Raw genomic sequence first — 13,569 nt, forward strand, 5'->3', positions numbered from 1 at the left:
GATCCGCCAGCACGTAGCGGACCGGCGCGCCCACCCGAGATACGCGAGGGCGTGCACAATGACCCGTGTCGTGTGCGTTGAAAGGCCGGTACGGGTGCGGATCTCGTCGAACGTCAACGCCTGTGCGGACAGCGCGCCCAGCACCTTCGCCTGCGGCTCAGTAAGCGCCATCGGTATCGGCGTCCGTGGGAACGCCGTGCTGCCGAAGGTATTCGGTCGCGGTGCGCTTCCTTGGGCACGGTGGCGTGCAGTGCTCGTGGATCGCGACAATGCCGCGAGCCTGGGGCATGTCTATGCCCGGTGCCGCAGCGTCCTCGCAGCCCTCGCCGACAAGTCGCCCCCTCATCCGCACACCACCGATCCATGGCCGAGTGCTGCGAGGAACTGGTCGCAACTGTGGGCGGCGTGGTTGGTGAGCGCGAACCGGGCGTGCTCGATGCTTTCGATCATCTGGCTGGCGCAGGGTTGTGCGCGCCATCGGTCGAGGACGTCGGCACGAGCGACGGCGATCACCGGAGGTCCTTCGCAGGCTTGACCATTCCAGCCTCGGCGAGCACCCGGAATGCGGCGGCCTTGGCGTGGCATGCAGTGGCGTCACATTCGATGAGCCGCTGCATGATCCGCTGCGCTTGCGCAGCCGTGTAGGAGACCGTGGGTGCGTGGTGGCAAGGATGGTTTAGGTGTTCCAGGGTTTCATCGGCTGGGCTGGCTGTCTTGAATGGACGTTCGAGAATGGCGGGCAGGACGCCGAAGATCAGCCACAAGACGACGAGGACCGATCCGCCGACTACGGCGATGCTGACGGATTCCGCGGGCATCTGCGTACCCCCTGTGCGCGTTGGGTTCTGTTGGTTGGGGCACCCGGCGCCGGGTCTCTCGCCATCGGTGTGCGGCTCAGTACCGCTGATGGACCGGCATCACCCGGCACCGGGTGTCTACCTGCACTTTCGCGCTGTTTTTTGGGCGATTGAACCCACGCGACTACTACGAAACATCTACGCTGCATTTCACGGACGAACGCACAGATGGGCAGATCAGATGATCGTGACCAGATGGACCGGGGTAGAGGTTCGTGCACTGCGCACCGCCGCATTGCGCGTCACGCAGCCGGAGTTCGCCGAGATCCTCGGTTTCACCGTTGCAGCGGTGCGCAAATGGGAAGGCCGACGCGAAACGATTGAACTAGCAGGCAGATTCGCCGCAGGCATGGACACGTTGCTACAGCGCTTGGACCATGCTGCCGAAGCGCGGTTCGAGGCTGCACTGGCGGGACGGGGAAGCGTGGTCAAAACGCCATCCGCGCCCGACTCCTTCGAGAGCTCGACCGAAATCGCGCAGCGCGTACAGAGCCTGAACGAACTCGACGCGGATGGCAGCGTGCTGGACATCCTGGCCCTGGCCATCGACGACGTCGTCGAGCGGTACGAATTGGAGGGTCCGCGCCGACTCGCCCCGGACGTCATCACCGCACGGCGCCAGGTCGAGGCGATGCTGCGGCAGCGGCGCCACCCGGCGCAGCTCCATGCGCTCTACTCGATCGCGGGCCGTCTGTCGGGTGTCCTCGGATACATGGCGGTGAACCGCGGACGATTCGGGCACGCGCGGATGTACTGCCGTGAAGCCTTCTCCATCGGCGAGCTGCTTGGCGACACGGATCTGCAGGCCTGGGTGAAGGGCACCGAAAGTTTCTGTGCCTACTACCAAGGCGACTGCGCTGCGGCTGTGCGAGCCGCCTACGAAGGATTGGACTTGGCGAACGGCGGTCCGCAATCCATCCGCCTGTACTCGAACGGACTGGCACGCGCCCTCGGAAAAGTTGGAGACTCCGCCGGTGTCGCTGCGGCGATCGACGCCGCGACCGCAACCGCAAGTGCGCTCGACACAGGCCCAGGACTAACCCCCGCGCTGACCTTCGCGCCATACGGCGAGGCCCGGCTGATGGCGAACGCGGCCACCGCATTCCTTTCGGCCGGTGAGCATGATCGCTGCCTCGACTACGGCCAGCAGGTCGAGGACCGCGTCGCCGAATCGGACTCGGTGTGGAGCCGGTCTCTCGTGCGACTCGACATGGCCGCGGCGATGCTCGGCGCCGGACGTCACCGCGAGGTCGAGCATGCGGCGCGACTCGGCGTGGAAGCACTCGAGGTGTCCAGCGATCGGCCGATCCGATCTGTCTGGCAGCGCGCCCACGAGCTCGGCAAGATCATCGAGGCGATTCCAACACGAGCGTCGGATGAGTATCTCGGCTCGCTATTGGCGTGGTCGTCCACCGCCCGGGAGTTCTCGGCGTCGGAGGGATAGCCGGTCACCCCAGCGAGAGAACGGCGCGGTCGGTCCAGCGATACTGGCGGCCATCGCGGCGCAGCTCGACGAGGTGGACCTTGTTCACGTGCACCGTAACTGGTGGCAGATCGCGCAACGCCGCGATGTCGGCGACGATTGTCGCTGCGTTCTGCGGTCGGTTGATGTAGCCGATGCCCAAGTGCGGCCGGAGTTCTGTGGTATCCGTGAGGCGGCTGGCCGACCGTTGTGTCGCGGTCGCCTCACGCAGGAGACGATGCAGGTCGAGCAGGGTGTCCCAGGGGGTGACCGAGAACCTCAGCGCGCTGCGAGAACCGGTCAACGGCCCGACGTCGAGGTCGAATGGTGCGACCGCCGACAGCCTTGCATGTGCAGCGTCGGCGACCCCGGCGAGCTGCTCGTCGGAAATGTCACCGGTGCGGCCCACGCTCAGCAGTGTGAGGTGCAGACCGTCGAGGGGGACGGGGTCGATCCCGTCGTCGGCGAGACTCTTCTGGCACTGCTCGGCGAGATCGGCGAGCGCCGGATCGTCGAAGGTCAGATACCAGTAGAAGCCAGACTGGCCAGGAGCCCACGATTTCAAGCTCCAATGGTCGTGCAGTGACCCGAGCTGCCGGAACGCCGTCCAATCGTTGTCCCGGATGGCGACCGGGTCGGACGTCGACGCGGGCTGGAACAACGGGAACGGGCGTTTGGTGGCGACCACGCCGGTGAGTGTACGGACCTCAGCGCCTGCCCGAACCCGGCGTCGGGGCTAGAGACAGAGTCGCGCCGGGCAAGGAGGATGGTCCGTGTCACTTCCTGAACTGGTTTGCCGAAAGTGTCACAAAAGAAGTGGCTGACCAGTGAGGTCAGTACTGGAGGCGGACGAGCGTAGCCAGCTCGCGCATTTCGTCAGTGAGCGTGCGGCGCTCTTTCACGATCCGACCGAGGACATCACGGGCATAGCGTTGCTGCGCAAGCCATTCGGGTGCGATCGAGCGAAGCTGTTGCAAGGTGTGCATCGCCTCGCCATACTGACGCAGCTGCGTGTGCGCGTTGGCTACGTCGAGCCGGTGGCGCAGTCGACCGGCGGCGGTCGGCGACAGTACTGCGGTCGGCAGACTTTCGGCGATAGCCAATGTCTTGCTCGGTTGCTCGGCGATCACGGCACATTCGCCTGTGATCTGAGCGACCGTCACCGGCCCGAAGAGCCGGTTCGGATTCGGGTCGTACAGCACTTCGCGGCCGATCCGGTCGGCGGCGGCGCGGGCCAGGCTCAGCGTGTCCTCGGTGGCGCCGGGCGAGTTGTCGCGCACACCAACATTTGCCACGTACAGCCACAGTCGTCCCCACAGCGCCAGTTGCGACGCGGTCGCGCGGGAGAAGCGCGGCTCGATGTCATCGGCCCACATGACCGCGAGTTCGCGTGCGGCGTCGAGGTTGCCCTGCCGGAGGTGTGACCAGACGGCGACGTTCACCGCGCCGACGGCTATCCCGCGTTCGGGGGCGGTGTCGATGGCCTGGTCGAGCGTCATGGCGGCGATATCGAATTGCCTGTTCTGGGTGAGCATCCAACCGGTCATACTGAGCAGGCGGGCGCGAATCGCGCGGCCTTCGTGGTCGGTGAGAAGCTCGGCGTCGCGCAGCAGCGAGGGAAGCAGCGCCGAGATTTCGGCGTACCGGTGAGCGTCGATCATGGGCATCAGTGCCTCGTAGGCTGCGTGGACGCCAGCGGCCGTCGGCTGGTCCTCGATCTCGTCCGGCGCGCCTTGACCGGCAAGCGCCCGGCGTACCGGCTCCCACATGTCGGAGGTTCCCGCGTCGGCGTGCTCAACGTCGATCTGTCCGGCTTGCAACGTCGACGTACGGGTGCGCAGCGCAATCGCGAGCTTTCGCAACGTCTCCAGGCGGGCGGCCGCGCGGTCACCCTGTTCGAGCTTCCGAATCAGCGACAGCGAGACACCGGAGTTGTCCGCGAGTTCGCGTTGGGTCAGCCCGCGCCGCTTGCGCAGCGACTTCAGCCGTTCCCCGAGGTCGGCATTCATACATTCCACGCTACTCGTCCCTGTTCGCGCGGCGCGCACCTCAGATGGATGTAGCGGGACCGGAATTCAGTAGCGGCCGTCTATATCTGCCGATGATTGCACGTATCGAGGCTATCCCCAACCAAGCGTCGGATGAATACCTCGGCTCGCCCGCGCAACGATTTGGATGACGTGGCAGAGTTCCGACACCGAGCGCTGACGGTCACTGCTCGGGAAGATTGAGCGCGCGGTAGAGCGCAACGACCGTCGCGGCGCCGACGATCTCGCCGCGGTCGATCATGGCGACCGCGTCCGGTAGTGGGAACCATCGGATGTCCTCAGCCTCGTTGATGTCCGGGGCCGTGTCAGTGAGGTCGGCCCCGCGGGACAGATAGATCTCCTGCGGCTGGTCGAGTGTGCCGATCGATGGCTGGTAGGTGACCAGATGTTCCATGGCTCTCGGACGCCACCCGGTCTCCTCTTCGACCTCGCGGGCGGCGGCGAAGGCGACGTCTTCGGCGTGGTCGACGTATCCGCCCGGCAACTCCCACACCCAGCGGTCGATGATGAACCGGTGCCGGTACATCAGCAGGACTTCGCTGTCGTTGTTCAGGACCAACGTCATCGCACAGCGAGGCATCCTGGCGACGTACTGCGTGAACCGCATCCCATCCGGCAGCTCTACTTCGACTGTCGACAGCCTGATATGACGGTTCTCGTCCACCACGTGTTCACCGTGGATTGTCCATTGAGTGCGGCGCACAACTTTGACGGTAGCAATGGGAGATAGAACGAGCACAAAGCTATGTGATCAGCGGTGTGGCCGGGAGTCGTTCGATTCCCGGCCACTTGTCGACCTCAGCGCGCCACGGGTTGGGTGGCGGGCGCCGTGGACTCGGCATCCCCGCGCGCGTTGACGGTCCACATCCCGATGACCGCTGCTACCACACCGATCACGCCGCCGACGAACAGCGCCCGCCCGAACCCGGCGTTCATCGCATCGATCGGCGTGTGGCCCGCGGCGAGTTGGGCGTTGGTGTGCGAGGTCGCGACGGCGGTGAGCACCGCGAGGCCCAGCGCCCCGCCCAGCTGCTGCCCGGTATTGAGCAGCGCGGCGGCCAGACCGGCCTGCTCGGGCGGCACGCCCGCGTTCGCGGCGGTGGTGTTCGCGACGAAGACCGCGCCCGCACCCAACGACATCACGAGCATTCCGGGCAGCAGATCGGTGACGTAGGAGCCGTCGGTCGAGATGCGCGACAGCAGCAGAACGCCGAGCCCGCACAGCAGCGACCCGAGTACCGTGAAGATCCGGGTTCCGGTCCTCGAGAAGAACTTCGTCGCCAGACCCGCGGCCACACCGATGGTCAAGCTCACCGGAAGGTAGGCGACCCCCGCCTCGAATTCGCCGTAGCGGAGCACCGTCTGCATGTATAGCGTGACGAAGAAGAACATCGACAGCATGCCCGCGGCGATCACCAGGTGTGTCAGGTTGGCCGCGGCCAATCCGCGGATGCCGAAGATCGACAGCGGGACCAGCGGGTCGGCCGTGGCGCGCTCGTTGACGACGAACGCGACGAGCAGAGCCGCGGCCACACCGAGCACGCCGATCGTGCGCGCGTCGCCCCACCCGTATTCCGGGGCCTTCACCAAGCCGAATACCAGCGTCATCAGGCCCGCGGTTGCCAAGAGCGTGCCGAGCACGTCGAAGCCGCGTCGGATGTCATTTCGCTGATCGTTCGGAATCAGCAACGGGATGGCCGCCAGTACCAGCACGCAGGCCGGCGTGTTGACGTAGAAGACCCAGCGCCAGCCCGGCCCCTCGGTGATCACCCCGCCGAGGAACACGCCCGCCGCCGATGCCAACCCTGCGGCGCCTCCCCAGATTCCGACCGCGGTGTGCCGATCGGAGCCCTCCCGGAAGCTGGTGGTGAGAATCGACAGGGCGGCAGGCAGCATCAACGCGGCGCCGACACCCTGTGCCAGGCGAGCCGCGATCAGCAGTCCGCTGCTGTCGGCGAGCCCGCCCAACGCGGAGGACACGCCGATGACGACGGTCCCGGCACTCAGGATCCGCCGCCGTCCGAGCAGATCGGCCAGCCTGCCGCCGAGCAGCAGCAGCCCGCCATAGGTGAGCAGATACCCGCTGGTGACCCACTGCAGCGTCGGCACGGACATGCCGAGTTCGCGTTGGATGGTCGGCAGCGCGACGTTGACGATGGAGGCGTCGACGAAGTCGAGGAAGGCGACCGTGCACAGCAGCGCCAGCGTGAGTTTGCCGCGGCGGGTCGCCAGGAACGATGGTGTTTCGGTGGGTGCGAGCACTCCGATGTCCTCTCTCGATGCGGACGTTGTCGTCCGTTGCAAACCGAGAGCTTCGGCGCGCTGGCCGATGTGACATCGCCGCACGGCGACGAGAGACGGATCACAATTCGGGGCCGGACGTCACAGATCGCGGCGCTGTCTCGCTCCTATGCGTGAGACCGATACAGGCGCGGTTGTCCGCACAGACACAGGAGCTCCGATGGCCGAAACCGCCGACGAGGCCGCTACGCGGGTGTTCGCCGACCACCGGGAACTGCTGTTCTCGGTGGTCTACACCATGCTCGCCAGCGTCGCCGACACCGAGGACGTGCTGCAGGAGACGTGGCTTTCCTGGGCTGCCCGGGTGGGGGAGGGCAGCGACGAAATCCGGCATCCGCGGGCGTATCTGGTGCGTATCGCGGTGAACCAGGCGCTCGCGCGCCGCGCGGCGATTTCTCGCAGGCGCGAGACCTATGTCGGCCCGTGGCTGCCCGAACCGCTGGTCACCGACACGCCACAGCTCACCGAGGACGCGGCACAGGGCGCGCTGCGTGCCGAATCGGTGTCCATGGCGGTGCTCGTGGTGTTGGAGACGCTCACCCCGCTGGAACGCGCGGTCTTCGTGCTGCACGAGGTATTCGGCTATCCGCACACCGACATCGCCGAGATCCTCGGCCGCAGCCCCGCCTCGATCCGTCAACTGGCCCACCGGGCCAGAGGGCATGTTCACGCGCGGCGGCCACGCTACCGAGCCGACCCGCGCACCCAGCGGCGGGTGACCGAGAAGCTCGTCGCCGCGCAGCGGGACGGCGACCTGGCCGGTCTGCTGGAACTGCTCGCGCCGGACGTCGCATTCTGGTCAGACGGCGGCGGCAAGCGGCGGGCCGCGCTGCGCCCGATCCACGGCCGCGAGAAGGTCGCTCGCCTGCTCACCGGCCGAAATCTATTGAACGACGTGCCCGATTTCGGTGTCGGATATCGGTTCGTGAACGGCGACCCGGCCGCGCTGATCTTCTCCGCGGGCGCGCCGTTCGCGGTCCTCGTCCTCGACATCGATCCGGCCACCGACCGGATCCGCGGGATCTACGCGGTGTCCAATCCGGACAAACTCACCAGGATCGAGGCCGGTCAGCGGCCGAGGCGCGGGTAGGGCAGATCGCTACTGGTGTGCTCGGTGATCGCCAGCGGGCTACCGATGTGCGGGAACGCGCGCTGCGCGCACGCTGGGCGCTCGCATACTTTGCAGCCCGCGCCGATCGGCACCGCGGCTGCCGGGTCGTCCAGTTGCAAGCCCGCCGAATAGACCAGGCGTTCGGCGTATTCGATATCGCAGCCGAGCCCGATCGCGAAGTTCTTCGCCGCGGTGCCGAAGCCATGTGGGGCGATCGCGGCCGTGCGGGCGATCCACAGGTAGCGCCGGCCGTCCGGCATTTCGGCGACCTGGGTGAGGATGCGGCCGGGATGCGCGAACGCCTCGTGCACCACCCACAGCGGGCAGCTGCCGCCGACCCGGGAGAAGTGGAACGCGGTGGCGGACTGGCGTTTGGAGATATTGCCCGCGCGGTCGGTGCGGACGAAGAAGAACGGAACGCCGCGCTGTCCCTGCCGCTGCAAGGTGCTGAGCCGATGGCAGATGGTCTCGAAGCCGACCTCGAAACGCAAGCTGAGCAGGTCGATGTCGTAGTGCAGTTCCTCCGCCGACCGCAGGAACCGCCCATAGGGCAGTACCAGTGCGCCCGCGAAGTAATTGGCCAGCCCGATCCGTGCCAGCGTGCGGGATTCGCCGCTGAGTGCAGGAGTTTCGGCCAGTACCGCGTCCAGCTCGGCCCCGTACAGCAGGAAGGCGAGGGTGGTGGCGATCTGGAACGCGCGCTGGCCAGGACGCAACCGCCGGGCCAGCGTCAGCGTGCGGTTCTCCGGGTCGTAGTGCCGTTTGGGGATGGTCGGGTCAGCGCCGTCGCCGCGCACCAGAACCGTTACCCTGGCGCGCTCTTCGGCGATCCGCGCGAGCTGGCGATCGAGCGAGCCGATGGAGAGGCCGGAGTTCTCGAACAGCTGCTCGGCGGCGATGTCGAGTTGCGGAATGTGGTTGTGGTGGTCGTAGAAGAAGTCGCGCACGTCCTCGTAGGGCATGGGCACCCCAGGCGCGCCCGCGGGCGCGGACACCCGCGCCGAGAGCAGATCGAGCTGATCGGTGGTCGCGCGTAGTCGTCGGTGCATCGCCACGACGATTCTGGCGACCTCCGGCTGGCGGGTCGCCAGCTCCTCCACCTCGGTCAGCGGTGCGGTGTGCCCGCCCGCGGCGTCCACCAGCACCTCGTGCAGGTCGGACACGAGGCGCGCGTCCGAATCGGCGGCGAAGAACTGGACGTCGAGGTCGAAGGTGGAATTGAGCTTCAGCAGTACGGGAATGGTGAGGGGCCGCTGGTCGCGCTCGAGTTGATTGAGGTAGCTGGGCGAGAGGTCCAGCGATTTCGCCAGGGCCGCCTGGGTCATCCTCCGCTCTTCGCGCAACCGCCGAAGCCGGGCGCCCGCATACATCTTGCGCACCCGCACGATGGTAGCGGCGATTATTCGCAATCATCGCAAAATCGGGAGTTGTTTCCCGCGAAAATATGCTTTTGCGAGGTATTCAGCGATATGTCCGGCCTGCGTAGCGTGCGAAGAGGGATTTGCACACGCTCGTGGAGGATGCATGAAGACACACACCGTACGCGCCCGCGCCGCCGCCGAGGAGTTTCCGCGCTCGGAACATCTCGCCACGAAGATCGCTGAGGTCGCCGCGGATCCGGTCGCGGTCACCGCCGAGGTCGGCGCGCTGATCGTGAACCGGATCATCGACAACGCCGCCGTGGCCGCCGCGGCGCTGACCCGCCGCCCGGTGACCGCCGCGCGTGCCCAGGCCACCGCGCAGCCCTACCGGCCGCGAGCGGGTCGTTCCGGTTCGACAGTGTTCGGATTGCCTGCGCGGCAGCGGGTTTCGCCGGAGTGGGCCGCCTGGGCCAACGGTGTAGCGGTGCGCGAACTGGATTTCCACGACACGTTCCTCGCCGCCGAGTACTCGCATCCGGGGGACAACATTCCCCCGATCCTCGCCGTCGCCCAGCACCTCGGCCGCAGTGGCGCCGATCTGATCCGCGGGCTGGCCACCGGCTACGAGATCCAGATCGACCTGGCGCGCGGCATCTGCCTGCACGAGCACAAGATCGATCATGTCGCCCACCTCGGCCCGTCCGCCGCCGCGGGCATCGGCACGCTGCTCGGGCTCGACACCGAGACCATCTATCAGTCGCTCGGCCAAGCGTTGCACACCACCACCGCGACGCGGCAATCCCGCAAAGGGGAGATCTCCAGCTGGAAGGCCTACGCTCCCGCCTTCGCGGGCAAGATGGCGGTCGAGGCGGTGGATCGCGCGCTGCGCGGTGAAGGCGCGCCCGCGCCGATCTGGGAGGGCGCCGACGGCGTGCTCGCCTACCTGCTCGGCGGCCCGGACGCGGAATACCACGTGCCACTGCCCGGGCCGGGCGAAGCCAAGCTCGCGATCTCGAGCAGCTACACCAAGGAGCACTCGGCCGAATACCAGAGCCAAGCGCCGATCGACCTGGCGCGCCGGATGCGGTCGCGGATCGGCGATCTGGATCAGATCGCCTCGATCGTCCTGCACACCAGCCACCACACGCACGTGGTGATCGGCACCGGATCCGGTGACCCGCAGAAGTTCGATCCGCAGGCCAGCCGCGAAACGCTCGATCATTCGGTCCCGTATATCTTCGCGGTGGCGCTGCAAGACGGAACCTGGCATCACGAGCGGTCGTACGCGCAGGAGCGGGCGCGGCGTCCCGACACCGTCGCGCTGTGGCGCAAGATCAGCACTACCGAGGATCCGGAATGGACCAGGCGTTACCACGCCACCGATCCTGGCGAGAAGGCATTCGGTGCGCGGGCGGTGGTGACGTTGAAGAGCGGAGAGACGATCGTCGACGAACTGGCCGTCGCCGACGCGCATCCGCTCGGGGCGCGCCCGTTCGGGCGAGCGGAGTACATCGCGAAATTCCGCACCCTCGCCGAAGGAGTGCTCGACGAGGCCGAGCAGGACCGATTCCTGGACGCGGCGCAGCGGACCCCGGAACTGGACGCGGGTGAACTGGACCAGCTGAGCTTCACCGTGTCCGACGCGGTGCTCGACCGAGCGCCGCGCACCCCGGAGGGGATCTTCTGATGGTCGCGCTAGTTGTCGTCCAGAGTCACCGCCTGCGCGGCGATCACGTTCTTGCCGTCGAAGGTGATCGCGGGCGAGCCGTGCAGGCGATACCCCTGTGCCAGCAGGGCGCTGATCCGCTCGCAGAATCGGGCGTCGTCCACGCCGGTGATCAGTCGGTAACGCAGGGGTTCGCCGGTCATCTCCTGAGGGTAGGACGGTGGGTGCGGTGACCGGCCTGCTGGCGGCCGCGACGAGTGCGGCGCAGAAGCGTGCGGCGTTCCGGGCGGGTCTGGACTCGAGGCGCATCCAGCGACTACCGGGCGCGTTCGATCCTTTGGTGGCCCGGCTGATCCAGGAGACCGGGTTCGAGGGCGTCTACCTCTCCGGCGCCGTGATGTCGGCCGAGCTGGCGTTGCCCGACATCGGGCTGACCACGGCCAGCGAGGTGGCCGCCCGGGGGCAGCAGATCGCCAGGGTCACCGATCTCCCGGTGCTCGTCGACGCCGACACCGGTTTCGGGGAGCCGATGAACGCCGCCCGCACCGTAACCCTCCTGGAGGACGCGGGCCTGGCCGGTTGCCATATCGAGGATCAGGTGAACCCCAAACGCTGCGGTCACCTCGACGGCAAGGCCGTGGTTCCGGTCGAGGAAATGGTGCGCCGCCTGCGAGCCGCTGTCTCGGCCCGGCGCGACCCGAACTTCATCGTCTGCGCCCGCACGGACGCGCGCGCCACCGAAGGATTGGCCGCGGCGATCGACCGGGCCAGGGCCTACGCCGACGCGGGCGCGGATCTGATCTTCACCGAAGCGCTGGCGGACGCCGCGGAGTTCGCGTCATTCCGTGCCGCCGTGCAGGTCCCGCTGCTGGCCAACATGACCGAGTTCGGCAAGTCCGAGCTGCTGTCCGCATCCACCCTCGAGGAGATCGGCTACAACGCGGTCATCTATCCGGTGACCACACTGCGGCTGGCCATGTATGCCGTGGAGCACGGGCTGCGCGAGATCGCCCGCACCGGAACGCAATCCGCGCTACTCGGGACTATGCAGCACCGGTCAAGGCTCTACGAGCTGCTGCGTTACCAGCAGTACACCGAATTCGACGCCGGAATATTCACCTACACCGGAAGCGAGTGACCGACATGACCGAGATCAAGAAGGGCCTGGCCGGAGTGGTGGTCGACACCACCGCCATCTCGAAGGTGGTGCCGGAGACCAACTCGTTGACTTATCGCGGCTACGCCGTACCGGATCTGGCGCGGCATTGCGGTTTCGAGGAGGTCGCGTACCTGCTCTGGTACGGCGAACTGCCCGACGTCGCGCAGCTGGAGCTGCTGTGTCAGCGCGAGCGCGCGCAGCGACGCATCGACCGGTCGATCCTGTCGCTGGTCGAGAAGATGCCGGAGACCTGTCATCCGATGGACGTAGTGCGCACGGTGGTGAGCTACCTCGGGGCCGAGGACGCGGAGGAGGATCGCGGCGGTACGCCCACGCAGCGGGCGTTGCTGGCGAAAGCCTTGCGCTTGACCGCAGTGCTGCCGACCGTGATCGCGGCGGACATGCGGCGGCGGCGCGGACTGGATCCCATTGCGCCGCACTCGCATCTGGGCTTCGCCGCGAACTTCCTGAACATGTGTTTCGGCGCCGTGCCCGACCCCCGAATCGTGCGGGCGTTCGAGACCTCGCTGATCCTCTACGCGGAACACGGTTTCAACGCCTCCACCTTCGCCGCGCGGGTGGTCACCTCCACCCGATCGGATATGTACAGCGCGGTCACGGCCGCCATCGGGGCGCTGAAAGGACCGCTGCACGGCGGCGCCAACGAGGCCGTCATGCACGCCATGCTGGAGATCGGCGAACCGGAGCTGGCCGGGTCGTGGCTGCGCGCCGAGCTTGCGGACAAGCGGAAGGTGATGGGCTTCGGTCACCGGGTCTACAAGAACGGTGATTCCCGCGTGCCGACCATGCGCGCGGAGCTGGAGCGGGTCGCGGCGGCGACCGGAGGTGAGCGCTGGTTGCGCATGTACACCGAACTGGAGCGCGCGATGGCGGAGGCCACCGGAATCAAGCCGAATCTCGATTTTCCCGCCGGCCCCGCCTACTACCTGATGGGGTTCGACATCGCGATGTTCACGCCGATCTTCGTGATGAGCCGGATCACCGGGTGGACCGCGCACGTCATCGAGCAGGCGGCATCGAACACGTTGATCCGGCCGCTGTCGGAGTACACCGGCGTGCCGCAGCGGAAGCTGGCCGTCAGCCACTGAACGGAGCGACCTGCCCCCGGCGGGCAGGGGAAACCCCGATTCTCTTCCCTACCGAGCAATTGCTTGGTTGAATCGTGGGTGCACCCCGCCCGGCGGTAGCAGGAAGTGAGCCACGCGAATGCCGAGTCCCGACGAACTCGTCCGTGCGATGTGCCGAAGCTGGTCCGACCCCGATCCCGACCGGATCAGCGCCTACTTCGCGGAAGACGCCGTTTACCACAATATTCCGATGGAACCCATCGTCGGCCGCGCTGCCATCCGCGACTTCATCGCCGGCTTCCTGACCACCTTCGACGCCATCGACTTCGACATCCACCACCAGATCGCATCCGGCAGCGTGGTCATGAACGAACGCACCGACACCCTGCGCTCCGCAGGCCGCGCGACCCCACTCCCGGTCATGGGCTTCTTCGAGGTCACCGATGGTGCCATCACCACCTGGCGCGACTACTTCGACATGGCGGTCATCAACCGAGCCTTCGGACTGTAGAGCGG

At 67.0% G+C, this 13,569-nt stretch carries 14 protein-coding genes; 6 read left to right on the forward strand and 8 right to left on the reverse strand.

The window, feature by feature from the left end; all coding sequences use genetic code 11:
* Window positions 1–342: 342 nt before the first annotated feature.
* Window positions 343–513: a hypothetical protein gene (locus tag OHA40_RS25005; protein ID WP_330229319.1), complete on the reverse strand. Its 171-nt coding sequence runs from the start codon at window positions 511–513 to the stop codon at window positions 343–345.
* A complete protein-coding gene (locus OHA40_RS25010) occupies window positions 510–818 on the reverse strand; it encodes a hypothetical protein (protein WP_330229320.1) in 309 nt (102 codons plus the stop codon). Before OHA40_RS25010 ends, OHA40_RS25005 begins: the two co-directional genes overlap by 4 nt.
* Window positions 819–1,038: 220 nt before the next feature.
* On the opposite strand from OHA40_RS25010, the gene OHA40_RS25015 reads away from it, so the two are divergent.
* The gene (locus OHA40_RS25015) at window positions 1,039–2,301 is read left to right on the forward strand and encodes a helix-turn-helix domain-containing protein (RefSeq protein WP_330229321.1); all 1,263 of its coding nucleotides are present in this window, start codon (window positions 1,039–1,041) and stop codon (window positions 2,299–2,301) included.
* A gap of 4 nt (window positions 2,302–2,305) precedes the next feature.
* Here the strand turns inward: OHA40_RS25015 and OHA40_RS25020 are convergent, their stop codons facing one another.
* From OHA40_RS25020 to OHA40_RS25035, 4 genes are all read right to left on the reverse strand, one after another.
* Window positions 2,306–3,007 (reverse strand): 2'-5' RNA ligase family protein, encoded by a 702-nt coding sequence (locus OHA40_RS25020; protein WP_330229322.1) that lies wholly within the window; start codon window positions 3,005–3,007, stop codon window positions 2,306–2,308.
* Between the two features lie 145 nt (window positions 3,008–3,152).
* On the reverse strand, window positions 3,153–4,328 hold the full coding sequence (locus OHA40_RS25025) for a helix-turn-helix domain-containing protein (protein WP_330229323.1): 1,176 nt from the start codon (window positions 4,326–4,328) through the stop codon (window positions 3,153–3,155).
* Between the two features lie 202 nt (window positions 4,329–4,530).
* A complete protein-coding gene (locus OHA40_RS25030) occupies window positions 4,531–4,932 on the reverse strand; it encodes an NUDIX hydrolase (RefSeq protein ID WP_330229324.1) in 402 nt (133 codons plus the stop codon).
* Between the two features lie 233 nt (window positions 4,933–5,165).
* Window positions 5,166–6,629: a DHA2 family efflux MFS transporter permease subunit gene (locus tag OHA40_RS25035; protein WP_330229325.1), complete on the reverse strand. Its 1,464-nt coding sequence runs from the start codon at window positions 6,627–6,629 to the stop codon at window positions 5,166–5,168.
* A 199-nt stretch (window positions 6,630–6,828) separates the two neighbouring features.
* On the opposite strand from OHA40_RS25035, the gene sigJ reads away from it, so the two are divergent.
* Window positions 6,829–7,758 (forward strand): RNA polymerase sigma factor SigJ, encoded by a 930-nt coding sequence (gene sigJ / locus OHA40_RS25040; protein WP_330229326.1) that lies wholly within the window; start codon window positions 6,829–6,831, stop codon window positions 7,756–7,758.
* Here the strand turns inward: sigJ and OHA40_RS25045 are convergent.
* Window positions 7,737–9,158, reverse strand: a complete 1,422-nt coding sequence (locus OHA40_RS25045; protein ID WP_330229327.1) for a short-chain fatty acyl-CoA regulator family protein — start codon at window positions 9,156–9,158, stop codon at window positions 7,737–7,739. The two genes, sigJ and OHA40_RS25045, sit on opposite strands and share 22 nt — an antisense overlap.
* A gap of 145 nt (window positions 9,159–9,303) precedes the next feature.
* Between OHA40_RS25045 and OHA40_RS25050 the strand changes: the two genes are divergently transcribed.
* Window positions 9,304–10,827 carry an MmgE/PrpD family protein gene (locus OHA40_RS25050; RefSeq protein WP_330229328.1) on the forward strand — a complete coding sequence of 508 codons (1,524 nt, stop codon included), beginning with the start codon at window positions 9,304–9,306 and terminating at the stop codon, window positions 10,825–10,827.
* A gap of 8 nt (window positions 10,828–10,835) precedes the next feature.
* Here OHA40_RS25050 and OHA40_RS25055 read toward each other — a convergent pair whose 3' ends face one another.
* Entirely contained in the window at window positions 10,836–11,009 is a 174-nt protein-coding gene (locus OHA40_RS25055) for a DUF1737 domain-containing protein (RefSeq protein WP_330229329.1), read from the reverse strand.
* Between the two features lie 26 nt (window positions 11,010–11,035).
* On the opposite strand from OHA40_RS25055, the gene prpB reads away from it, so the two are divergent.
* The 3 genes from prpB to OHA40_RS25070 all read left to right on the forward strand — a co-directional run bounded on the left by prpB (window position 11,036) and on the right by OHA40_RS25070 (window position 13,564).
* Window positions 11,036–11,944, forward strand: coding sequence for a methylisocitrate lyase (gene prpB, locus OHA40_RS25060; RefSeq protein ID WP_330234356.1), 909 nt, complete (start codon window positions 11,036–11,038; stop codon window positions 11,942–11,944).
* Window positions 11,945–11,949: 5 nt separating this feature from the next.
* Window positions 11,950–13,074: a bifunctional 2-methylcitrate synthase/citrate synthase gene (locus tag OHA40_RS25065; RefSeq protein ID WP_330234357.1), complete on the forward strand. Its 1,125-nt coding sequence runs from the start codon at window positions 11,950–11,952 to the stop codon at window positions 13,072–13,074.
* 118 nt (window positions 13,075–13,192) lie between these two features.
* On the forward strand, window positions 13,193–13,564 hold the full coding sequence (locus OHA40_RS25070; protein ID WP_330229330.1) for a nuclear transport factor 2 family protein: 372 nt from the start codon (window positions 13,193–13,195) through the stop codon (window positions 13,562–13,564).
* Window positions 13,565–13,569 lie beyond the last annotated feature (5 nt).

Source organism: Nocardia sp. NBC_00508 (genome assembly GCF_036346875.1).
Taxonomy (GTDB): domain Bacteria; phylum Actinomycetota; class Actinomycetes; order Mycobacteriales; family Mycobacteriaceae; genus Nocardia.